The organism is Enterococcus crotali (assembly GCF_000633635.1).
Lineage (GTDB): Bacteria > Bacillota > Bacilli > Lactobacillales > Enterococcaceae > Enterococcus_L > Enterococcus_L crotali.
Map to the genome: position 1 here is coordinate 62,562 of NZ_AYPQ01000008.1, position 22,020 is coordinate 84,581.

21 protein-coding genes are annotated in these 22,020 nt (G+C 37.1%); 1 reads left to right on the forward strand and 20 read right to left on the reverse strand.

Features of this window, described 5'->3' with window-relative positions; translation table 11 throughout:
- Nucleotides 1-34: 34 nt before the first annotated feature.
- Nucleotides 35-469: a 3-hydroxyacyl-ACP dehydratase FabZ gene (gene fabZ / locus V192_RS0116605; RefSeq protein WP_010763756.1), complete on the reverse strand. Its 435-nt coding sequence runs from the start codon at nucleotides 467-469 to the stop codon at nucleotides 35-37.
- Between the two features lie 2 nt (nucleotides 470-471).
- Nucleotides 472-1,710 (reverse strand): beta-ketoacyl-ACP synthase II, encoded by a 1,239-nt coding sequence (fabF, locus tag V192_RS0116610; RefSeq protein WP_025873423.1) that lies wholly within the window; start codon nucleotides 1,708-1,710, stop codon nucleotides 472-474.
- A gap of 304 nt (nucleotides 1,711-2,014) precedes the next feature.
- On the opposite strand from fabF, the gene fabI reads away from it, so the two are divergent.
- Nucleotides 2,015-2,767 (forward strand): enoyl-ACP reductase FabI, encoded by a 753-nt coding sequence (gene fabI, locus V192_RS0116615; RefSeq protein ID WP_025873424.1) that lies wholly within the window; start codon nucleotides 2,015-2,017, stop codon nucleotides 2,765-2,767.
- Nucleotides 2,768-2,919: 152 nt separating this feature from the next.
- On the opposite strand, the gene V192_RS0116620 is transcribed toward fabI, so the two are convergent.
- From V192_RS0116620 to V192_RS22940, 18 genes are all read right to left on the reverse strand, one after another.
- Nucleotides 2,920-4,008 carry an acyltransferase family protein gene (locus V192_RS0116620; RefSeq protein WP_025873425.1) on the reverse strand — a complete coding sequence of 363 codons (1,089 nt, stop codon included), beginning with the start codon at nucleotides 4,006-4,008 and terminating at the stop codon, nucleotides 2,920-2,922.
- A gap of 185 nt (nucleotides 4,009-4,193) precedes the next feature.
- Nucleotides 4,194-4,349: a hypothetical protein gene (locus V192_RS21675; RefSeq protein ID WP_167331084.1), complete on the reverse strand. Its 156-nt coding sequence runs from the start codon at nucleotides 4,347-4,349 to the stop codon at nucleotides 4,194-4,196.
- The gene (locus V192_RS0116630) at nucleotides 4,346-4,933 is read right to left on the reverse strand and encodes a DUF1700 domain-containing protein (RefSeq protein WP_025873426.1); all 588 of its coding nucleotides are present in this window, start codon (nucleotides 4,931-4,933) and stop codon (nucleotides 4,346-4,348) included. The genes V192_RS21675 and V192_RS0116630 overlap by 4 nt, the downstream gene beginning before the upstream one ends.
- Nucleotides 4,926-5,243 carry a PadR family transcriptional regulator gene (locus V192_RS0116635; RefSeq protein WP_025873427.1) on the reverse strand — a complete coding sequence of 106 codons (318 nt, stop codon included), beginning with the start codon at nucleotides 5,241-5,243 and terminating at the stop codon, nucleotides 4,926-4,928. Before V192_RS0116635 ends, V192_RS0116630 begins: the two co-directional genes overlap by 8 nt.
- Nucleotides 5,244-5,768: 525 nt before the next feature.
- The gene (locus V192_RS0116645; RefSeq protein WP_025873428.1) at nucleotides 5,769-6,581 is read right to left on the reverse strand and encodes a helix-turn-helix domain-containing protein; all 813 of its coding nucleotides are present in this window, start codon (nucleotides 6,579-6,581) and stop codon (nucleotides 5,769-5,771) included.
- Nucleotides 6,582-6,769: 188 nt separating this feature from the next.
- Complete coding sequence (locus tag V192_RS0116650) at nucleotides 6,770-7,606, reverse strand: GNAT family N-acetyltransferase (RefSeq protein WP_025873429.1); 837 nt, start codon at nucleotides 7,604-7,606, stop codon at nucleotides 6,770-6,772.
- Nucleotides 7,607-7,637: 31 nt separating this feature from the next.
- Entirely contained in the window at nucleotides 7,638-8,039 is a 402-nt protein-coding gene (locus V192_RS0116655) for an FAD-dependent oxidoreductase (RefSeq protein WP_025873430.1), read from the reverse strand.
- Nucleotides 8,040-8,050: 11 nt separating this feature from the next.
- Nucleotides 8,051-9,598, reverse strand: a complete 1,548-nt coding sequence (locus V192_RS0116660) for an ABC-F family ATP-binding cassette domain-containing protein (protein WP_025873431.1) — start codon at nucleotides 9,596-9,598, stop codon at nucleotides 8,051-8,053.
- Nucleotides 9,599-10,295: 697 nt separating this feature from the next.
- Entirely contained in the window at nucleotides 10,296-11,945 is a 1,650-nt protein-coding gene (locus tag V192_RS0116665) for an amino acid ABC transporter ATP-binding/permease protein (protein ID WP_025873432.1), read from the reverse strand.
- Nucleotides 11,946-13,664 (reverse strand): ABC transporter ATP-binding protein/permease, encoded by a 1,719-nt coding sequence (locus V192_RS0116670; protein ID WP_025873433.1) that lies wholly within the window; start codon nucleotides 13,662-13,664, stop codon nucleotides 11,946-11,948.
- Nucleotides 13,654-14,055 (reverse strand): YbaN family protein, encoded by a 402-nt coding sequence (locus tag V192_RS0116675; RefSeq protein WP_025873434.1) that lies wholly within the window; start codon nucleotides 14,053-14,055, stop codon nucleotides 13,654-13,656. Before V192_RS0116675 ends, V192_RS0116670 begins: the two co-directional genes overlap by 11 nt.
- Nucleotides 14,052-14,375 (reverse strand): nitrous oxide-stimulated promoter family protein, encoded by a 324-nt coding sequence (locus tag V192_RS0116680; RefSeq protein WP_025873435.1) that lies wholly within the window; start codon nucleotides 14,373-14,375, stop codon nucleotides 14,052-14,054. Before V192_RS0116680 ends, V192_RS0116675 begins: the two co-directional genes overlap by 4 nt.
- A 1,033-nt stretch (nucleotides 14,376-15,408) precedes the next feature.
- Complete coding sequence (locus V192_RS0116690; RefSeq protein WP_025873436.1) at nucleotides 15,409-16,842, reverse strand: helix-turn-helix domain-containing protein; 1,434 nt, start codon at nucleotides 16,840-16,842, stop codon at nucleotides 15,409-15,411.
- Nucleotides 16,843-17,445, reverse strand: coding sequence for a bacterial Ig-like domain-containing protein (locus V192_RS0116695; protein WP_051581976.1), 603 nt, complete (start codon nucleotides 17,443-17,445; stop codon nucleotides 16,843-16,845).
- Nucleotides 17,446-17,548: 103 nt separating this feature from the next.
- The gene (locus V192_RS22925; protein ID WP_338030890.1) at nucleotides 17,549-18,409 is read right to left on the reverse strand and encodes a bacterial Ig-like domain-containing protein; all 861 of its coding nucleotides are present in this window, start codon (nucleotides 18,407-18,409) and stop codon (nucleotides 17,549-17,551) included.
- Nucleotides 18,316-19,014 (reverse strand): bacterial Ig-like domain-containing protein, encoded by a 699-nt coding sequence (locus tag V192_RS22930; RefSeq protein WP_338030887.1) that lies wholly within the window; start codon nucleotides 19,012-19,014, stop codon nucleotides 18,316-18,318. Before V192_RS22930 ends, V192_RS22925 begins: the two co-directional genes overlap by 94 nt.
- On the reverse strand, nucleotides 18,993-20,588 hold the full coding sequence (locus V192_RS22935; protein WP_338030888.1) for a hypothetical protein: 1,596 nt from the start codon (nucleotides 20,586-20,588) through the stop codon (nucleotides 18,993-18,995). Before V192_RS22935 ends, V192_RS22930 begins: the two co-directional genes overlap by 22 nt.
- Complete coding sequence (locus V192_RS22940; protein ID WP_338030889.1) at nucleotides 20,585-22,009, reverse strand: hypothetical protein; 1,425 nt, start codon at nucleotides 22,007-22,009, stop codon at nucleotides 20,585-20,587. Before V192_RS22940 ends, V192_RS22935 begins: the two co-directional genes overlap by 4 nt.
- Nucleotides 22,010-22,020: the final 11 nt, after the last annotated feature.

The following is a 22,020-nucleotide window of genomic DNA, read 5'->3' on the forward strand; positions in this document are numbered from 1 at the left end:
ATAACTTCTATCCCATTTTTTATTCTTTGACTTATTATCTACCTACAATAAATGTCAATTCACATTCACAAACTTTTTTATCTTCAACAAAAGCAGTTGCTTTTCCGATTCCTACATAATCTCTGATTTTTACGATTTCAAAATGTAATTTCAATACATCTCCTGGAACAACTTTTTGACGGAATTTCGCTTTATTGATTCCACCGATATAAGCTGTTTCTCCGTTAAACTGCTCCATTTTCAAAATCAAGATCGAACCAACTTGTGCTAATGCTTCAATAATCAAAACACCTGGCATTGTTGGATTTCCAGGGAAATGTCCTTGGAAAAACTCTTCATTGATCGTTACATTTTTTGTAGCGATGATTTTTTTCTCTGGAATAATTTCATCCACATAATCGATAAAACAAATTGGGTAACGGTTTGGAATCATTTCCATAATTTCTGTTGCATTCATTAATCTTGTCATTGTTAATTTTCCTCCCATTTCTTTATACAAATAACGCCGTTGTGTCCGCCAAAGCCAAATGAATTGCTGATAGCATATTCTGCTTGTACGGGACGTGAGCCTGCTGTTACATAATCTAAATCACATTCCGGATCAGCTTCTTGATAACCGACTGTCGGATGGGCAATGCCTTCTTGTAACGTCTTCACACAAGCAATTGCTTCAATTCCTCCTGCTGCACCTAAAAGATGCCCAGTCATACTCTTCGTGCTTGAAATTGGAATATCGTAAGCACGTTCACCAAAGACACGTTTTAGTGCAGCCGTTTCAGCAGCATCATTGGCTGGTGTTGAAGTGCCATGTGCATTGACATAGCCTATTGCTGAGGCATCGATAGACGCTTCGGCTAAGGCTAATTCGATTGCATCGGCTGCGCCGCTTCCATCTTTCAATGGTGCTGTCATATGGCTGGCATCACAATTGCTACCATATCCTACGACTTCACCTAAAATCGTTGCACCACGTTTTTGCGCATGCTCAAGTTCTTCCAGCATCAACATGCCAGCACCTTCACCCATCACAAAACCATGTCGTTCTTTATCAAATGGAATAGATGCTCTTGTAGGATCTTCTGTCGTATTCAAGGCGCTTAAAGCAGCAAACCCAGCAATACCGATTTCACAAATCGTCGCCTCTGTTCCACCTGTGATCATCATATCAGCCAATCCATATTTGATCGTGCGGAAGGCTTCACCAATCGCATTAGTTGCCGAAGCACAAGCTGTCACGATCGTTTGAGAAGGACCTTTAGCACCTAATTTGATTGAAATGTTACCAGATGCCATATTAGCGATCACCATTGGTACAAAAAATGGTGTTACTCGTTTGGCACCTTTTTTATCCATGACTCTCACTTGATCTTGTAAGGTCGTCATACCACCGATACCACTTCCAACGATGACACCAAAACGTTTTGGATCAATCGTTTCTTGCGTTAAGCCACTCATCTTCCAAGCTTCCATCGCAGCAACTAAGCCATATTGAGAAAATAGATCCATCCTTTTTTGTTCTTTACGATCAAGAACGTCACTTGGGTCAAAATCTTTTACCTCACCAGCCAGTGCCACACCTGTATCTTCAGAATCAAACTTCGTAATTTTAGCGATTCCTAATTTTCCGTTAACCAGATTTTGCCAATACTCTTTGACCGTATTTCCTAAAGGAGTCACCGCTCCCATTCCAGTTATTACAACTCGTTTCATCGTGCACCTCCGCTAATATTTTGACTATCAAATTAAAAAAAACTTGCTTAACCAATACTTTTTTGTTTAAATTTAAGTAAAATAGTTTGACTTTCAAAGTATTATAGTTAATAATTCAGACATCCGATAAAATGTCTGTATGGATGTTGCTTATCTGTTAGAGAATTTTTTTATCATTCTCAACACAGATAATACCAGTTGCAATTTTATCCGTCAACTTAAATAAAATCATATCTTTAGATTTTGTTAAGCTGTGAGACCTTTTTCACACACAAAAAATAATTTTAAAAGGGGAAAAAACCATATGTTTCTAAAAAATAAAAAAGTCGTCGTAATGGGCGTAGCAAACAAAAGAAGTATCGCGTGGGGCTGTGCCAAAGCATTGAAGGAGCAAGGTGCTGATATTATTTATACCTACCAAAACGAACGTATGAAAAAACAATTATTAAAATTAGCCGAACCAACAGATTTATTGGTTGAATGTGATGTGGCTTCTGACGAGTCGATTGCCCAAGCATTCCAAACAATCCAAGAAAAATATGACAAGATCGATGGTCTAGTACACGCCATTGCCTTTGCTAACAAAGAAGAGTTAGATGGTAATGTAAGTGACATCAGTCGTTCTGGATTCTTATTGGCTCAAGATATCAGCAGCTACTCACTTTTAGCTGTTGCTCATCATGCAAAACCAATGTTAAATCCTGGTTCAGGTATCGTTACGATGACTTACTTAGGTTCTGAAAGAGCTATTCCTAATTACAATATGATGGGGATCGCCAAAGCTTCTTTAGAGACTGCCGTAAAATATTTAGCTTATGAATTTGCGGCAGATAAGATCCGCGTGAATGGAATTTCGGCTGGCGCTATCAAAACACTTGCCGTAACAGGTGTAAAAGATTACGATCAATTGATTAAAATTTCAGAAGGTCGTACACCAGACAAAGCAGGTGTCACGATTGAAGAAGTCGGTAATACTTGTGCCTTTTTAGTCAGCGAATTAGCTGCTGGTATTGTAGGGGATATTATTTATGTGGATAAAGGCGTTCATCTAACGTAGAAAAATAATGAGAATGAGACAGAAGCGTTTAATCCTGAGAACCATGTAGGAATCGCTTCTGCTCCCACTGTTTATCTAGATTCTATGTGAGCGGGAGACGACTCGAAGAGTTATATCCTGCTCACTCTTATCTTTTCTCCTAACAAACATTTCTAAATCAATTTTTGGATATAACTATGATTGATTCTCAACATCAATTGCAAATCAAAATAGTAATACGGCAACGCCTTACTTATAGCAATCGCTAGCGTACTTAGCAGATGAGTAGCAATCAAGGTCATAACTAGTTGCAACCAACTACTAGCAAAAAAATCATAGCTTTCTACCAAGCTAGCGGCCCACAAAATACACAATGGATGGATAAAAAAGTAATACTTGCCTAAATGCCTCAAATGCTTAAAATCAATAGTTAGCTTTACTTGCAAGGTTAAACTCCAACAAAAGAACACAGCTGTAAATGGAATCAGCGACCACATAAAATTTTTATCGATCCCCATATTTGCATAAACGATCAGTCCTTCGCTCACTAAAATCAGTCCTGAAAGAATCAACAATAGGCTAAAATACTTCTGGAAACCAGCTATCTTTTCACGATAATCCCATAAAAAGTAGCCCACAGCTACAAATATCAATGCAAAGAATAAACCATTACGAGTTGTGATAAACACATTCAAATATTGATCAAAAAATAATTTCAGTTGTTTATTATGAATATATCCGTAATACGTTTCCAACGACCCAAAAAGATATAGCACGAACGTCAGCGCAAATAACGGAATATACCCTTTTTTCTTGATTAGCCAGTGAGCAATGATCATCCCAAAAAACATTGCAGGTATGTACCAAAGATGATAGTAAGTCCCTGTATAAACTAAGCCTGCAAGCAATGCCACAGGGTACAATTCAGCGCCAAGGGAATAATTCTCCTGAATCCACATAAAACCGATTGGCAGATAAATTAAGCTCCAAAATAAATATGATTGAACCGACGATCGCAAATAGCGTTTCAAATAGCTTGGAGAGCCACTTTGTCCTCTTCTGACAAAGTAACTGGAAGATATAAAGAAAAACGGCACAGCGACCCGACACAACACATTTTTAAACAAATGATGAAGCATTGGATCTTGAATCACTCGTTCACAGTGAAAACAGATAATCAGAATCGCCGCAGCATACTTTATTAGATCGATTCCATTATTACTCATTTTTTGTTCTTTGACTTGCTGATTTATACCACTCACCCCTGACTCTTATAGAAATACGATTGAACATCCTTTTTTTTAAGTATAACAAAGTAGAGCCTTCGTTTTATCGGCTTAAAGTCTGATATTGACTCACTGCTTTAGGACTATTTCTTCGATTTCCATAAAAAAAGAAACATCTTCCAGAAATTTTTCCGCAAAATGCTTCAAACCATCATAATTTTTTATAATTTAAAGTAAAATGTTCGATACCATGAATGTTGTTCAAATTTGTATTTATCAATTTGCCCGCCAGACAGTGCAAAACCGATCATAGCAAGCACCAATCCTAAAACAGTTAAGCTAATTCCGATTTTCATTAATGATTTTTTGTTTATCATAGTGACAACCCCCGACCTTCAAACACGTTGACTATTTTACTTGAGAACCCCTTTGACGCCTTGATAAAGTGATCTGCCATGTTTTTTGTCGCTAAACCACTAAGTAAAGATAGACCTAAGATAAAAATGCTGATCCCCATTTGCGTAACAGCTATATACAGACCATCTTGCAAGGCGAAAAAACTAGCGCATACACTAAATATTGAAGCTGCTAAACCAATTACAGCAAACATTCCTGTTGTAAAAGGGAGACACCAAATAATGATATACACAGTTAATACGAGTAAGATAGCCGTTAATAAAATACTTCCCCACAAAGGAAAACCAATAATAAGTAACATAACCATCAAAGGACTTAGCCTTTTTTTCTGTTGAAAGCTTCCTTCTTCAAACGCTTCTTCTAAAATTTTGCTTGCGATCCTCGACGGTTTTCCCAACTTGTTGACTGCTTCCTCTTCGCTTGCACCATCTTCTAAGTAATCTTCAATCAGCTCATCATAATAAAGTACAAACTGATCTCTCTCTGATGCATCTAGACGAATCAACCCTTCTTCTAATTGATACAAAAATTCTTGTTTATTCATTTTTCTCCCCCATTTCAATAAAATGATACACCTGCATCACTTCATCCCATTCTTGAATAAATTCTTTGATTTTCTCTCTACCGTTATCGGTAATTCGATAATATTTTCTTAAACGACTATTGTGCTCCATCGAATACGTCTCTAATTCTTCTTTCGTTTCTAACCGTTTCAAGATTGGGTATAATGTTGATTCTGAAATTGTTATTACGTTAGATAAATCTTTGATGATTTGATAACCGTAGGAATCAGATTTTTTTAAAATGGCTAAAATACAGTATTCTAGTAAACCCTTTTTTAATTGTGAATCCATATTATACCTCCTGATACACATTACTATACATTACATAGTATAATGCGTCAAGGGGTACTTTTCCCCCTTTACTTTCGTGTAAAATTGATATCGATAGGTGCTTGATTAATCGCATTTCTCTACGTAGCAAGAATATATTCTTAGCACGCCTAATAAAAAACATTTTTGGAGGATAAAAGTATTGTTTAGATTCATCGTTAGTTTACTTCTCTTTATATTAAGCTCAAAACGATTGCTTTTTTTCCTCTAAACTACTCCCTTTAGGATAGTCATCAATCATTTGCCCAAACATAAATGATAGACCTTCTCGGCCATTTTTTATGCCGTAAAATTCAGGTGACAAATTACTCTTTCCATTTGTCAGTTGCTTTAGCAGCCGATGAACGGTTGGGCTTTGCGGCTTAAGATCTCGATGGACATCCTTGCCATCGCTAAATACATCCGAACTATTCCCGCCAGTTAGTGCGATCTATAACTGCTCATCCTCTCTAAACCTTGCATTATTATCCTTAGACAAGAGCTTATTTATTGGGCTGTTCCGTAAAATAGTGGAATATTTTCTGCCTTATCACGAATTCCCTCAACAGCCTCTTCCTGATTTTCTAAATCTAAGGCCTTTTGAAATACTTTATCTACATTGATCCGTACTGAAGAAAATAGCTCATGATGCCAAATCGCATGAGCAACGCTTAAAGATTCTACCCAAAAATAATAGCTTTGGTCTTTGGTTACAATATCAATCAATGTCACAAAGTTACCACCAACATTTCGAAAATATTTTCTAAACTGGAGATTGATCTCTACAATCTCAATCAATGGAAAAGTAGCGATTGATTGCTCTACAGGAATATTAACAGCCAGTTTAAACTTTCCGATTTGATCGATCGAAACAGTCTCGCTATTAAAACCACACAAACAGTTTGCATACCCCATCAATTTTGAAAATGTCGCTTTAGGAAAGAGCTCTTCTTCAATTTTTATAAATGTATTTACGCGTTTTCCTTCCGAAAATAATGGTTGGATATCTTGTACATAAGCACTTGAGAATGCTGTACTATTTTTTCCTTCTTTACTTTGATCCATAAAGCTTTGCCTTCTTTCTTTTCCGTCGAACAATCCTCTAAAGAAGCCAGGCTTTTTACGTCCTAAAAGAACATCCACACTGATATTGAAATACTCAGAAAGTCTTATGACTTTTTCCAAATCTGGAAGACTTTTCCCCAGCTCCCATTTAGAAATTGTTTGACGTGAAATATTCAAATGCTCTGCTAATTCCTGCTGCGAGATTTCTTGTTCTTGACGGAACTTTTTAATTTGTTTTCCAATTTCTACAGTCACTATAATCCACTCCCTTTTGAACGTCTAGAGTTCTTGCCGCATAAATGCGTTGCTTTTGTTTATTATACAATATCGTTATGTGCAACGATACGTTGCACGCTGATTTAACAGCATTTACAATGAAAAACGTTACCGCATTCATAGTGGTCAATGAATGCAGTAACGCTTTTCTTTAGGACAACTGCCCCTTATTTTCTGTTTAACTGTTTGGCTAATTGAAATTGTGTAAGCTGTAATGCTACACCAATTTTTTGTAACTCGCTATATTCAGGTGTTGCCATATCAAAGTTGTTTAATTTAATAAAAGCACTCTTTTCTTGTTCTTTTAAAGCGAGTAAGATATCCGTGATTAATGCTCGGTTCTGCTCATCGAAAAGCTGTACTTGTTTAATGATCAATAAATTCCTCGAAGCTTCCTCTGCTAAATTAAAGCTAAGTGAACCGATTTTTGTACTATTTTGATAGATAGCATAATTTTTATCTGCAAAAATAGAACGGTTTTGCCACGGTGTCCATTGATTTTCAGTCATAGCTTGTTCTTTCGGTGAAACTGATTGAAAGTGAATGACAGTTGCAGCTTTTGATCGTACAGGCACATCAACGGAGCCCACCGCCAGCTCATTTACAACTTTCAAACCTTTTGCTTCATACAGTTTTTTGGCGCGTTCATTTGCTGCAATCACCTCCAGAATCAAGTGATCGCATTGGTTTTCTCTTGCCAGGCTTTCAGCGTAATCAATCAATTTAGATGCCACTTTATTTCTGCGATACTTGGGAACCACGGCCATCCCACCAACCCACATTACTTTGTTTTCTCCAAAAGTTTGAATCCCTAAAAGAATGATCCCTGCATATTCACCATCAATCAAAAAAATGGCTGAAAGTTTTTTCGAGAGCCCAAACGATTGGATTCTGTGCTCCAAAGCAGCTTGATCGACACGGATCGGTAACAGATAATCACTAAATCCTTGATTCCATGTGTCTACTACTTGCTGAAAATCAGCTTGGTCTATTGTTATAAACATCATTGTTCTCCTTTTTGCTTGGTTTCTTTAACTATAAACGATTTTGAGAATATTCATAGTTTTTTGAAACAATAATGTTGTCGACTGTAAGCTGTGATTCAAATCCATCTTGATTACAAAGGCAAACTTGATTTTTCTTAATGGCAATCAAAGAGGTTTCTAAAACGATCGTTACGACCAAATTCTCTAATTTATTCATAAGCTCAGCTCGGGCTGCAAAAGCGAAACAATCTGACAAAATTTCATCAGAATTCTCTAAAATAGTCACTTCTTTTCCCTGCTCGGCTAAATCAATCGCAATCCTGCATTCTAAATTACCGCTGCCAATGATCAAGATCCGGTCAGCCAGTTGTTTTTCGGATATTGGCTGTCCTTTTGCTTCTCTCATTGGAAGTTGATACAAAAGATAGTCCGTCACTCTTGCTAAACTCATCTAAACGCACCTCATTGTCGAATAAGATGCTTGTCAGCAACCGTGTAAACCTGATCAGCAATCGTTGAATAAAATTGTTCATCATTTGAGATCAATAAAACACTGCCTCTAAACGCTTTTAAGGCATCTTGAAGAGCTTTTCTTGAATCAACGTCTAGATGATTGGTCGGTTCGTCTAAAATCAGGAAGTTACTTGGCTGCATAGTCAAATCACACAACTTCACCTTCGACTGTTCCCCACCACTCAACATATAAAGATTTTTTGAGGCAATCTCTCGTTTCAAGCCGCATTTCGCCAATTCACGGCGGACATCTTCATAGGTCAGCTTCGTGTATTTATTCGCTAATGCTTCGATCGGTGTCCATTCAGTATTTTCCCATTCGATTTCTTGTGAGTGATAACCTACAACAACTTGAGGAGAAAAATGAGCTTTTCCAGAAATTGCGGGTACCATCGAAAGAAGTGTTTTCACTAGAGTCGATTTACCTAGACCATCTGCACCAGTGATCACTATTTTCTCTCCTTTTTTTACTTGCAGATCACGGACGGTCAGCAAGGGTTCTTTATAGCCCACAGTCAGTTCGTCGATCATCATCACATTAGGCGAGCTTTGAGGCATTAGTTTAAAGGAAAAATTTGACTTCACTTTCTTTTCAGGTTCTTTCAAACGATCCATCTTTTCCAAATGCTTTCTGCGACCTTGCGCCATTTTTGTCTTGATACCAGCAATATTTTTCTGAATAAACGCTTCTGTCTCCTTGATTTTTCGTTGTTGCGCTTCAAATTGACTTTGATACGCTTCAGCCAGATGGGCTTTTTGTTTTAAGAATTCAGTATAGTTACTATGATATTTTTTGATCGAACCAAAATCAATATCACAAATACATGTTGCGATGTTACTCAAGAAATTAGTATCGTGAGAAACAATGATAAAGGCATTTTCAAAAGTATTTAAGTACTCTGTCAGCCATTCAATGTGTTCTTGATCCAAGTAGTTTGTTGGCTCATCTAAGATCAAGACTGACGGTTTTTCCAGTAGCAATTTTGCTAAAATGACCTTGATTTGGTCGCCGCGGTTCAATGCACTCAATGTTTGATCTGCATCACCATCGCTGATACCAAGCCCTGTGACAGCCTTACTGATATCATTTTCGACTTGATACAATCCTTTGATCTCTAGTTGTTCCTGATAGGTTGCGGCTCTTGCCAATAATTGATCATCGCCTGTTTCCCCGTAGGTTTCGTATAGTTTTAGCATCTCTTTTTCAGTATCAAATAGTTCTTGATACGCCGATCTTAGAAATTCATTGATGGTTTGTGATTGATCCATATCCACATATTGGTCTAAATAACCTAATGTCGCAGCTGGATTCCAAGTAATCGACCCTTCATCTGGTAATACATCGCCTAAAAGCATCTTCAATAACGTACTTTTACCGGCACCGTTTTTACCGACGATTCCCATATGTTCCTTGCTTCTTAATGTAAATGAGCTGTTTTCGTAAAGCTGTTTATCTGGTACGGCATAGCTTAAATCTTTGACTTGTAATAATTCCATTCTATTTTCCTCTTTCATGTGGTTTCGTTTGATTTTTACTAAAGAACATAGAAAAAAGACCCATAGACAAAATGTCTAGGGCCTTTTTAATCTATATATTCTTCAGTAAATAAGCAGACTAAATACATAGCAAGCATGTGCTATCTTTTTTAGTATACTAAATTTACTGATGAATAAGAAAAGCTCTTACGCTTTTCGATTAAGCTCCATACAACACTTCATCAAAAATAAGTTGTAGGGAGCTAAGAGTTGAAATATATAATACGTACATTTGAAACACCTTCCTCAGGTGTTACTCTACCATTTTGGAAAAAAATAGTCAAATTCAGCTTTATTTGACAATTCACGCCAATTGCTCTACTCAGTTAATGTTTTGCCTTTACTTAAGCAATACCGATTGCTGCAAAAACAATAGAGATGACGGTCACTCCGCTATCACCAACATCTATAACGCATAGTAAAGAAGGCGTTGCCCACAGAACCGTTTATAACTAATAAAGGATACAAAATATTCTTTTCAGATAACGTCCCTTTTACAAGTAATCAAAAAGGCGCACGTATTGTTCTCATTACTCCTTTTGTCCTTTCATAACCTCCACAGCGCTTTAGCACAAAAATAAAAAAAACATAAGGCTAGGAGAAAAGCAAATCCTTCGAAAATAAGCTTCTGTCTCAACCTCATGCTTTGTTATGACTCTTATAATTTACACAACTTGCCATCCGATAATTCATAACGTTGATCCGTGATTTCCAATGTTGTATCCCGATGAGAAATCACCAGAACTGTTTTTTCCTCTATTTCCTTCGTCAAGGTCTGTAAGATGGCTTGTTCATTCAAATAATCCAAATTACTTGTCGGCTCATCCAGAAGCAAGAATGGGGCATCATGAAGAAATAAGCGCGCTAAACCGACACGTTGTCGTTCACCATCCGAGATACTGCGATTATTTCCGCCGATTTTCGTCTCATATTGTTCTGGTAAAGACATGATCCACTCATGCAGTGAGGCTTGTTTGGCTGATATCTCAATTTCTGCTTGCGTTGCTTGTTTTTTACCCAAACCAATATTATTGGCCACTGTATCATCAAAGATAAATGTTGCTTGTTCCATCACGCCTTCAATTTGATGCAAGGAGTTTTCTTGAATGGTCTTGATATTCGTTTGATCAAACCTGATTTGACCAGACTGTGGATCCCAATAACGCATCAATAATTTTACTAAGGTACTTTTCCCATTCCCACTTTGTCCACCGATTCCAATGACCGCACCCTTTTCGATTGAAAGAGACAACTCAGAAAGGACTGCTTCCTTTTCGGCAGAATAAGAAAATGACACATTATCTACGTGAGTTTTTTCAAAATTCGAAAGCTCTTTTTGACTCGTTGAAAAATCAACATCGGGTTGTTCCATTGTTAACGCAAATAAACGGCGTCCACTTGCAAGCGTAGTCAGTAAGGCACTACCTAAACCACTCAAAGCCAATACAGAGCCAAATGAACTTAAACTCAAAACCGTCCCTGTCAATACAGTAGACGCTGACAAATCTAGTTGCATCCCGACCACCAAAATACAAACAGCGGTTGCTAAAAGAACGATTTCGCTTAAAATTCTAAGCGTACTTTCTTGGGCAAGCCTTCTTTTGTATTGGACATTCAATCGATTTCCTGCTTCATCTAATTTTTTTAATTGCTTTGCTTCGATAGAGTATTGCGTAATATCCTGTAAGCTTGCTGCATTCTCCATTACATTTTGATTGAGAGCTACAAAGGCGTTTTGATATTCGTCTCCCAACGCTTGGCTGCTTCGATAACCAACGATTGGAATCACAATACCTACGAGCAATTGACCCAACAACAAAATCAGAGCCAGCACACTATTATCCCACCATAAATACCCAACAGTGATGACCGTCGTACCTACGGCAATCAACACTGGTGAAATCGTATGTGCAAAAAAGACTTCCAACGCCTCAACATCGGTCGTAATAGCTGCAACTAAATCACCACTCTTTTTTCCTAGCAATTTGGCTGGCCCCAGTGAACGGATCGTCGCAAAGATTTCTTGTCTAATGTCTGCTAATAAACGAAACGCAATATCATGGTTCAAATACTGTTCACCATATCTTGTAACACCACGCACAATTCCACAAATCACCATCAAAAACAATGCCTGCAACGGTTCCTCAGCTTGTCCCTTTTCGATCTCCAATACCTCACGAACCCCAATTATAGGAATCGCAACAACCGACAGATTACTAATGATGCCAAGGGTTACTGCCAATAACACTTTCCCTTTTACATGACTAACAAAAGCCAACAGCCAGCGAATCAACTTATATTCTTTCATTTATTGTTCCCCTCCGTTGATCAAGGATTGCTCTTGCTTGAAATAGTTTTTAAAATAAACAGATTCTGTTTGAAGTTGGGTCGGTGATCCTGCTTCAATTATTTCCCCCTCCTCAAAAACGATTACTTGATCTGCATTCAATACGTTATAAAGTCGATGAGAAATGAAGATAACGATCGTTTTTTGAGCTAGTTCTTGTAAGCATTTCAAAATAATTTGCTCACTATTTAAGTCAATCCCAGAAGTGATCTCATCAAAAATATACAGCTCCCCACCTTTAAGTAATGCTCTGGCTAGTAATAAGCGCTGCCGTTGTCCACCGGATAAATTACCGCCATTTTCATTCAATGACTCTTGTAATTTTCCAGGCAACTGTTGGACAAAATCCAGTAACTGAACTTTTTCTAGGACATGCCATAATTCTTCATCTGAAGTGTGTTTATTCCCTAACAACAAATTTTCTTTGATAGTCGTCGGATAAAGGTACCCATGATTATCAACAAGAACCGCCTTTTGTTGAATCGCTTCTTTAGCTAACGTCCTAAGTTCATCCTGATTCCAGTAGATATTCCCTTCGTATTGAGACAATTGGTGCATTAATACCTTTACGATCGTGCTCTTACCAGAACCTGATTTACCTACTAAAGCAGTAAATTCACCACGTTTGATCGTTAATGACACATTCCTCAATGCCAACGTTTTGGATTCAGCATACTTGAAATTGACCTGTTCCATTTTTAACTGTTCTAAAGATGATGACAAAACAACCTCACCAAATTCTTGTTCCGGCAACTCCAAATAGGTAAATAGCTTTTTACACGCACTAATACCATTCATTGCAACATGGAATAATGACCCTAGTTGGCGCATAGGAATAAAGAATTCTGCGCTCAATAAAATAAACATCAGCATGCCAACAAGGGATAATGTCTGTTGCTGATAAGCAAACAATGCCAGCCCGATCCCTAAAGCCGCGCCACAATAAGAAACAATATCCATAATCGTAATAGAATTCAACTGCATCGAAAGTAAACTCATCGTCACTTTTCTAAATTTCTCTGCATCATTAGCCGCTTCAACTTGTTTTGCTTCATCTTGGTTGTAAGCTTTTAACGTGCTCAAACCACTTAAATTCTCATGAAATTTTGTCCCTAAATCCGTGTATTGAGTCCAATAACCACTTAAAATCCGTTTGGCAATTTTCATTACACTCATAATGATCACTGGAATCAATGGCATACAGACTAAAAGAATCACAGCAGGCTGCCATGCAAAACCAACCAATGCTGAAAAAATCAATAAAGAAGCAAATAAACAATAAAATAATTGCGGTAAAAAACGAGCATAGTATATTTCCAATTGTTCGATTCCATCTACAGATAATTGCGCTAATGAAGCAGAGGTCAACTGCCCTTGTCCTTTACCAAGCCGAAACGCTTTTTCCATAACAGCTTTACGCATTGCTAGTCGTAGCTCAGAGGATGCTTGATAGGTTAGTTGTTCCATCCACTTTGTCAATAACAGTTTGAGTAACAGTATACTGATCAACGTGAGAATCAATTTATTCCTGTTCAGTATTCCCAGATCCAAATAACTAGCTAATTGCTCTGCAATCGTCAGCCACATAATGATCGACATCATTAAGTTTAAAAGCCGAGCTAGCACCAATTTAAACAGATTTTTCTTTTCAGTCAGACGAAAAAGTCGCTTATCGATCATTTACATCACCTAAATCAGACACAGCCTGTGCCTTTCGCCCTTTCAAGTACCAAGTTAAACCAATGACATGTACAACATATACAATAGCTAACGTCATTCGCATCAGCAAATTATTCACCAATAAGCCCGGAATCAAAAAAACAAGCAACATCATCAGAAACATCCGAATCATTCCTTTAGTTGTGATATTCTTATTTACCAAAGCCTCCTGAACATATTTTTGATAGCTTTCAGAACCAACAAATTTTTGATACAGCTTATCCGAACTTCTTATCCAGAAAAAGCCAGTCAATAAATAAAAAACAGTTGTCGGTAAAAACGGCAGAAAGATCCCTAATGTTCCCAACCCAAACATCAACGAACCTAATACAATAAATAACCACTTCTTCATTTTGTCACACTCCTTGTCAATCCTCGATACGCATGTTTTAACGTTAGAATTGGATGCTTAAACAACATCCGTGGACCTGAATAACGCATAATTTTTTTCATTTGTTCTCGATAGTTAGGCTGATAACAATGAACGGGACATTTTTGACAAGTCGTCTTTTGCTCTCCAAACTGACAAAATTCCAATCGTTTTCTTGCATAATTCAACATCCTATCTTTCGGGATCAAGTCATCCTCTTGCTTATGATAATAAACTTGGATCATAACCTCCATTAAACGAATCTCCTCCAGAATAATAGGTCCAGAATTTTTCTCCCTCAATTAAGTAACCTCCTAAATTAAAAGCGGTACAGGCTCGGTCAGCTCTGATTGAAAAATAGGAAAAGATGACTGTGACGCTTTTAGTCACAGACAGCTTTTATCTTTTTTCCTAGAGTTTAGCCTGTATAGCTAGATAACATTAAAAGCGATACAGGCTTGGTCAGCTCTGAATGAAAAATAGGAAAATATAACTGAGGCGCTTTCTGCCTCATTTAGATTTTATCTTTTTTCCGAAGAGCTAGCCTGTATAGCTAGACAACATTAAAAGCGGTACAGGCTCGTCTTAACTCGTAGAAAAATAGGAAAAGATGACTGTGACGCTTTTAGTCACAGACAGCTTTTATCTTTTTTCCTAGAGTTTAGCCTGTATAGCTAGATAACATTAAAAGTGGTACAGGCTCGGTCAGCTCTGAATAGCCAAATAACACCGTAACAAAATTACCGCTACTTCCATCTTGTTCAGTATAACACATGGGAAACCAATTGAGAATGATTATCAGTAGCTATTTATTTTTACTTCAGCTCTTATTTCAAACAGTAAAATATTAAAAATAACAACTAGATCGCAAAATATTTCAAACTAACTAACGTTCCATATTTCAAAATTGTAATAAAAAAACACACTTTATCGATGTCGCTTTTGGTTTGATTCCTCTATTATTAAGTTACACCTAAAGGAGGTCTACAATGACTAAAGAAAAAACAACTAAAAAATTCAAAAAAAACAGTAAAATATACGCATTTGTCACAATGCTTGTATCTGAAGCGATTGATCGAATTATTTTTTAGTTCCACTTTTACATATATAATTACGACAAAGCGCATTTAAATTTGAGTACCTACAAAATACAAGACAAGTTACAGCAATCTTTTAGCTTGCCAGGTATCAAACAGACGAAAACCCGTGCAATGCTTAAAACGCATCGTACGGGTTTTCCTTTGTCATCAGAGCTTGGTCTTTGCTCCTCATTTATTCACCTTTTGACTAGCATTGACCGTAGGCAAAAAATTATATCTCAATCCCTCTTAATAACTATTGCTTTATTCGCTTTTTATTGAGTTGCAAGTTCCGATTGATTTGAACGATCTCATTACCAAAATTACGCCAATCACTGGCTCTAGGTGGAGCCAACCAGATCAGAGTTCGTGCTGAAAAAGTAGTTTGGGGAAGATAGTCAGAGACGATCAGATCTGTATCCGGACGAATGATTGGTTGAAAATTTATACTAAAAGAATCGAAAATTTGAATTTGTTTTTGGATAAATCGATTATACTTTTCACCTTGCGTAAAATTCACATATATATTAATCGTGCTTTTCTCACTCTCTTGATCATATTGCTCTGAAAGTACGAGCAGTAAATTGAAGAAAAGTGATTTTTTACTAAATTTAAACTCTTCTTTTTTCAATTGATAAATAAAAGTATGGCAAATCTCAAAAATGATTGGGTAACGTTCATGAAAAAATTCTAAGTCCATCACTCGCAGCGTCAGATCAATCAAAGGTGTTGTATAGTAATGTTGATAAATCAGCCGATCCAATTCGCTCTCCAACCTCTGACTTTTCATCATCAGTTGTGGGTACATAAGAATTTGTTTTTTTAACTGTTGCGTACAAGCTTCGATCCACTCATCTTCAAAATGCCCCAGCTCGCTTTGGTAAACAGATAACTGACTCTGAATTCCTCTTACTTCAACCGCTATCTCTCGATTTGTTCCAGTGATTGTCCGCTTGATCCATTGATCGATCGTATGATACACTCCATTTTCTTTATCAAATTCAGCGGAATAAAAATTACCAGACAAAAAGCATTTCCGTTTTTTCTTCACTCGTTCTAGCATGACAAATAAATAATGCTTAAACAAATAGAAGGTGTTTACTTCTTCACAATAAGGTTTAATAGCAGTAATAATTTCATTGACCGCTAAGATATCCGATTGATTGTATAACTCGTCTGAATCCTTATATATTCGGTAGTAAAGCATCGTAAAATACTGACGGATCTTCATTTCATCGCCAACTAATTGAAAGGTTTTTGATAGCTTTATGTCATATTGAGCAAGCTCTTGCCGAATTCTATCTACAATTTTATAAACGACCGTGCGACTCATACTATGTTCTTCTCCATATTTTTTGATTGAAGCAAATTGGTTAAAAAAAATGGTTTGTAATAAGGTCAATTCCATAGAATCTTTTAAATAATTTTCCTCAATAATACTTGATGATATTTGAGCCTCTTGAAATAAAATGACTTCATTATTTTGTTCGATCAATTCCATATCATCATTCAAGTCAAACCTTTTCAGATCTTCATTTATTTCCAAAATACTTCGTTCCAAAAGATATTGAGAGATAGCCAATTGCTCACATAAAGTATCTTTACGCTCCGAAAATGAATAGTGTTGTTCTAGTTTTCGGATAATTGCTAGCTTTAAATTCGCGCGGTCGTCTAATAACAAGAAATCCATTTATACTCTCCTTGTTCCATACAGAAGTGTTCCTGATAGGAAACCCAACATATTTCCAAAACTTGTGGACTCCATTTGAGTCCCTCCTCCGGAAGTGTTTGTGTTTAATATTTGTTGAGGTTTATCTTTTAACAGTTCATCGTTCAGCATGATTCTTGTTTGAGAGCCATTTGGGGAATAGCGATCTTTTACTCTTTTTTTATAGTCAGAACTGGTAAATTGATCAACAGATACTTTAGCAGTAGCATCATAATTTTCATATGAGAACTTAACAAAGTAAATCCCTGGTTCTTGGGTGTTCACATTATGTTTGACTGTTACTTGTTCCAATGCTAACCTTTCGCCGTCCTTATCCTTTAATGAAACTACGTTGTCTAGCGGAGACCAATTTTCGTTTTGCCTGATGGTGATGTCTTTTAGTAACAATTCTGTCTGATTTTCTTTTACTTCAACTGTAGCTGTTTCTACTTTCCCATCCACTTCGTAGGTCATTTTATATTTTCCAGGAGCAGTTGCTTCTTCTCCGTAACATGTATCGAAATGAAAAAAAAGCGCTGATGAAAACAATAAGGCGGTCCCTATTATCAATGGTTTGTTTATCATCTATTCTTATGCCTCCAAGGTTCTAATAGAATTGAATAGAGCATGGGCCAAAATCAGTTTACGCACTGTTTTTGTCCCCGCCCCGATCCTTCTTATCGTTCAGCTAATCTGTTCTACGTTTTCTTAATCGGATCACACTGATGATTGTGATCAAAATAGCGAGCCATCCAATCAGACGAACATAGTGATTGCCTGTTTCACCAGCTTTAGGTAGATGTTTTTGTTTGTTTTGCTTAGAACTCTGCGTTTGATGCTTATCTGTTTCATTTGGTTTGGATGAATTTCTTTCGAGCACTGTGATTTTTGCGGTCGCTGTTATCGACTTTTGAGTTTTCGCCTCTTTTTTAGCATTACTTTTGTCAGCTTTTTGAGCTGTTTGAACGGTGTAAGAGACTTGATTTTCACCTTTTTCTTTTGTCTCAACGTGTCCTGTTACTTCTATTTCGTCAAAAGAAATGGCTTTGCCATCGCGATCAGTTGCTGACACAAAGTTGTCTGCACTCTGCCAATCATCTCCCACGTAAATAGTAGAGTCTTTTACGACTAACGTCGATTGATCCGCTTTTACTGTAATCTTGGCGGTTTCCTTTAGGCGTCCATTTCCGTATACAACTTCATAGATGCCTGCTTTTGTTGTATCGACAGTTCCTGCCACTGTAACTGTTTGGATCGAAATGTTTTGTCCTGTTTCATCTGTTGCTGATACAAAGTTATCTGCCGCTTTCCAAGTATCTCCTACATAAATCGTCGAATCTCTGACAGCAAGCGTTTCTTGTGTCGCAACGACATGAACGATCACTTGATCTTTTTGTCCTTGGTTTTCATACGTGACTTCATAATCGCCAACTTTACTTATATCAACAGTTCCTGTTACAGCGATTTGGTCAAAAGCAACAGTTTTTCCTGTTTTATCTGTTGCTGATACAAAATTATCTGCTGGACTCCACGTTGTACCGACAGAAATCGTTGAGTCCTTACCATAAACTGTGGTTTTGTTTGACAAGACAGTGATTTTAGCAACTTTTGATTGTCCATCAAACGATACGTTACTTCATGGGTACCTTCTTTTGTTGTATCAACAGTTCCTGAAAAAGTTATCTCGTCAAACGGAATTTTTTCTCCGTTATCATTTGTCGCTGATACAAAATTATCTTTTGCTTGCCATGAATCGCCTACATAAATCGTTGAATCTTTGACAACGAGCGTTTTCTGATCGTCAACGACAGAAACAGTGACTTTCGCTTCTTTGGCTTGATTGCGGTAAGTGATTTCGTATTTACCAACCTTTTCAGTGTCTACGGTTCCCTCAACTGTGATTTGATCAAATGTAACTAAATTCCCCTCGCTGTCTGTAGCTTTTATAAAATTATCTTCTGGTTGCCATTTTGTTCCTACATAGATCGTTGAATCTTGTGCACTGACACTCGTTTGATCTATTGTTTCTTTAAGAGGAATTTCGAATAAATTCGTATCTTTCATTAATTTGATTGCTTTGCCGTTGATGTATTCATCAGCAATCGTATAACCTGCTGGGATATTGGTTGCTCTTAATGTGTATTCACCAGACATGATCGCATCAAAGGTGTATTCACCATTTTCATCTGTAGTAACTCCGTTTGGTTGTGTGTCACATTATCGACTAATTCAAATGAAACATTTGGAATATAGATCGCTTGGTCTTTTTCATTATACGCGCGAAATTGTGCTTGAGCCAAATATACGATTCCTTCTGCATCTCCATCAGAGAACCTTAAAACAAGCGGTGTTGTTGTCACTGTTCTACGAGTTTCTGTCATTTGTTCGAGATTATCTGCGCGAATGATGGTTTCAGTGGAAATCTGTCCAGCATTTTTGGAAACTGTGTTATACGTAATTGTGATATTTTCAGTTAGCGTATACTCTTCAAAAATGATTTGAGCGCCTGTCTCAGTTTGCTCGACTCTATACGCATCTTGCGGGACCCCTTCGATCATAATGGAATTTAAATCGATTCCAGCATTCGTATTGCCTTTCGTTTTAATATCGAAGGTTGGATTTTTGACACTACGTGTTCTGTCATTAATATTCTTGGTTTTGATTTCATTTTTTGTTACGTTTTTCAAGGACTCATGACTGGTTTGATTGGCAGATAAGATTTCTGCACCTTCGTTGTTTACAGAAACAGTCGCTGACATGATTTGATTTCCATATAATGGTTCAGCAGCACTTCCGGTTACATTGATTGTTTTAGTATCGATCCAGCCATTGGCATATTTATATTCAATGATGTAACGCTTTGATGTTTTACCAAAATCGAAATTATAACTATTCGTCGCCTCATCAAACGTAATTTTTGGATACGCCGCGCTAGTAGGCGCTAAAGGGTTATCAAAATATTGCCCCCGATCCCAATACTGCGGATAAATTGATTCCACTTGGTCATTTGAAACATCATAAATATCAAAAGTCACATCTACACCGGCAGGGACTTTAGTTGTTATACTCAAGTTATCAAATGAATCATTTCTTGCATTTACTAAAAATTGATTTTTACTTGCTTGAAGTGTTCGTTCTGAGTACATTTTTCTGCCTGTTCTAACTGTCGTTTCTACTGCTTCATAGTCATCCGCACTTAGCGTCACAGCAAGGGTATCAATAGGAATACTCTTACTTTTTTCAAGACTATCTGGGATATAATTGAACCCTAAATCCAGATTGAATGAGTGCGTGACAGGCGTTGTAAACTTGAGCAGTGAACCACCTTCGACCGCCGTTATCGTATAATCTCTATCTAGTTTGTAATAAGAATAAGCTCCCTTTGGTGCTCTTAATTGTAAATAGTTTGGGTGTTCAATTTTGATCGTTGCATTTTTTACAGGATTTTTATCGCTTCCTTCGATCGCTATTGTTGTATCACCCATATAGGCTCCGTTTTGATCATAGTTCCCCCAAGCCGTTTCTACATTGTTAGGATTGACGATGGATATTGGCTGAAGGTATTGATCTGACACCAGCATTATTCCTTTCCCATCGTTGACAACAGGAGTACTAAGCGTAATATCAATGTCTTTTTGATCAAAAGGAATGACCAGTTTCTCTGCTTTTATCCTTAAAACACTATCTTTTGTTGCTGTTAAAATTAATTTGTTCTCTGCTTCTTTCACCTCAAAAAATCAGTGATCGAAACTGCCTTGTACTCTGTATCAGTAGCTGAAAGTTGATAGTCAGTGATTTTTTGCCCATTTTTACTTTCCAAAATGATTTGTTCTCCTACTTTGGTTTGTGTAGGAAGGTTGTAAATATAGACATAATAATTTCCTTTTGATTGGAAACTAACACTTTGCAATGAGCCTAAATTATTTTCTTTTAACAATTTTTGATCTTTACTTGTTTTAGCAGTAAATTCAAGTCCGCCATATTGTGTGGAGGAACGGTTTAAACTGACTGTGCCTAATTTCGTCGTAGGATATTGATTGTAAAAACTATAGGAATATGTAGAAACATTTTCCAACGCTAAGGCGCGATCAACAGATAAAGCGTAGGCTTTTTGTTGATCCATATGTGTAATCGTGACTGCTCCTCGGTATGCATTGTCTTCATCAATGGTATAATCCTTGTCTTTTTCTAAGGCTTGTTTTGAATCTGCAATCACATTCCCGTTGACATCTACATCATATGAAAATACACTCATCTGCTCTTTTGAGATATTAGTAAACGTTGATCCAGGTGTATCTGACATCACGACTTCTAATATCTGACTACCTGATAATACCCGATCCAAGTTATAATAAATATTCCCTTGGATACCGTACTTGTTAGTCGTTTCTTCATATTTTATAGGAGCTACCTCTTCATACAGATCAAAATTGTATTGATTTGTTGTTTGACCCGGTGTATTGATCGTCACTAAAGGTTCAACATCTGTATATACATAGCTTTTTAAGTCTAAATTAAACTGCGTCTCTGTCACACGTTGATTGAATAGGATCGTCAGCGTTTTACTTTGGGCATCGACAGACCAATCTGCTCCGACATTTGCTACTTGGCCACTGATATCTGAATAGCCTAAATGATCAGGTAAGGTCATTGTATAAATCGAGCCTGGTGCATAATCCTTAGCTTCGATCACAAACTTCAGCTTGGCGGTAACAGGTGTTGTGTTCAAAAGTCTGTTTACCTTACTTTGACTATATTCGACGCCTTCCATGTTCGTAATTGTCATACTAGTTAAAAGCTCATCTTCAATCGCGGCATTCGTCTTTGCAGTCTTTGTTTCGGAAATCCCTGTTGTATCTTTCGTTGACTGGTCCGTTCCATCTACTTGATTATTGTCCTGCAGAGTAGTTGACGTTTCACTTTCTACTGATTCATCGGTTTCATTTGTCTTTGTATTTTCTATCGAGTTTTTTTCCTCATTACTTGGCAAATCTGTTGGGGGATCTTGTTGTACTTGTGAATCTGTTGACTGTTCACTTTGAGAATTTTTGTCTATATCAGTAGTTGTTGCAAATGCACTTACAGTTGAACTAAGGCTTTGCGTGAGTAATACTGCAAGCATAAATATATGTAATTTTCTTTTTTTCATGGATAAACTCC

Excerpts from the sequence above, each read along its gene's own strand:
- fabZ (WP_010763756.1), bottom strand. The coding sequence starts at position 469 with ATGACAAGATTAATGAATGCAACAGAAATTATGGAAATGATTCCAAAC.
- fabF (WP_025873423.1), bottom strand. The coding sequence starts at position 1,710 with ATGAAACGAGTTGTAATAACTGGAATGGGAGCGGTGACTCCTTTAGGA.
- fabI (WP_025873424.1), top strand. The coding sequence starts at position 2,015 with ATGTTTCTAAAAAATAAAAAAGTCGTCGTAATGGGCGTAGCAAACAAA.
- V192_RS21675 (WP_167331084.1), bottom strand. The coding sequence starts at position 4,349 with ATGATAAACAAAAAATCATTAATGAAAATCGGAATTAGCTTAACTGTT.
- V192_RS0116630 (WP_025873426.1), bottom strand. The coding sequence starts at position 4,933 with ATGAATAAACAAGAATTTTTGTATCAATTAGAAGAAGGGTTGATTCGT.
- V192_RS0116635 (WP_025873427.1), bottom strand. The coding sequence starts at position 5,243 with ATGGATTCACAATTAAAAAAGGGTTTACTAGAATACTGTATTTTAGCC.
- V192_RS0116650 (WP_025873429.1), bottom strand. The coding sequence starts at position 7,606 with ATGTTTATAACAATAGACCAAGCTGATTTTCAGCAAGTAGTAGACACA.
- V192_RS0116655 (WP_025873430.1), bottom strand. The coding sequence starts at position 8,039 with ATGAGTTTAGCAAGAGTGACGGACTATCTTTTGTATCAACTTCCAATG.
- V192_RS0116660 (WP_025873431.1), bottom strand. The coding sequence starts at position 9,598 with ATGGAATTATTACAAGTCAAAGATTTAAGCTATGCCGTACCAGATAAA.
- V192_RS0116665 (WP_025873432.1), bottom strand. The coding sequence starts at position 11,945 with ATGAAAGAATATAAGTTGATTCGCTGGCTGTTGGCTTTTGTTAGTCAT.
- V192_RS0116670 (WP_025873433.1), bottom strand. The coding sequence starts at position 13,664 with ATGATCGATAAGCGACTTTTTCGTCTGACTGAAAAGAAAAATCTGTTT.
- V192_RS0116675 (WP_025873434.1), bottom strand. The coding sequence starts at position 14,055 with ATGAAGAAGTGGTTATTTATTGTATTAGGTTCGTTGATGTTTGGGTTG.
- V192_RS0116690 (WP_025873436.1), bottom strand. The coding sequence starts at position 16,842 with ATGGATTTCTTGTTATTAGACGACCGCGCGAATTTAAAGCTAGCAATT.
- V192_RS0116695 (WP_051581976.1), bottom strand. The coding sequence starts at position 17,445 with ATGATAAACAAACCATTGATAATAGGGACCGCCTTATTGTTTTCATCA.
- V192_RS22930 (WP_338030887.1), bottom strand. The coding sequence starts at position 19,014 with ATGTCTGGTGAATACACATTAAGAGCAACCAATATCCCAGCAGGTTAT.
- V192_RS22940 (WP_338030889.1), bottom strand. The coding sequence starts at position 22,009 with ATGAAAAAAAGAAAATTACATATATTTATGCTTGCAGTATTACTCACG.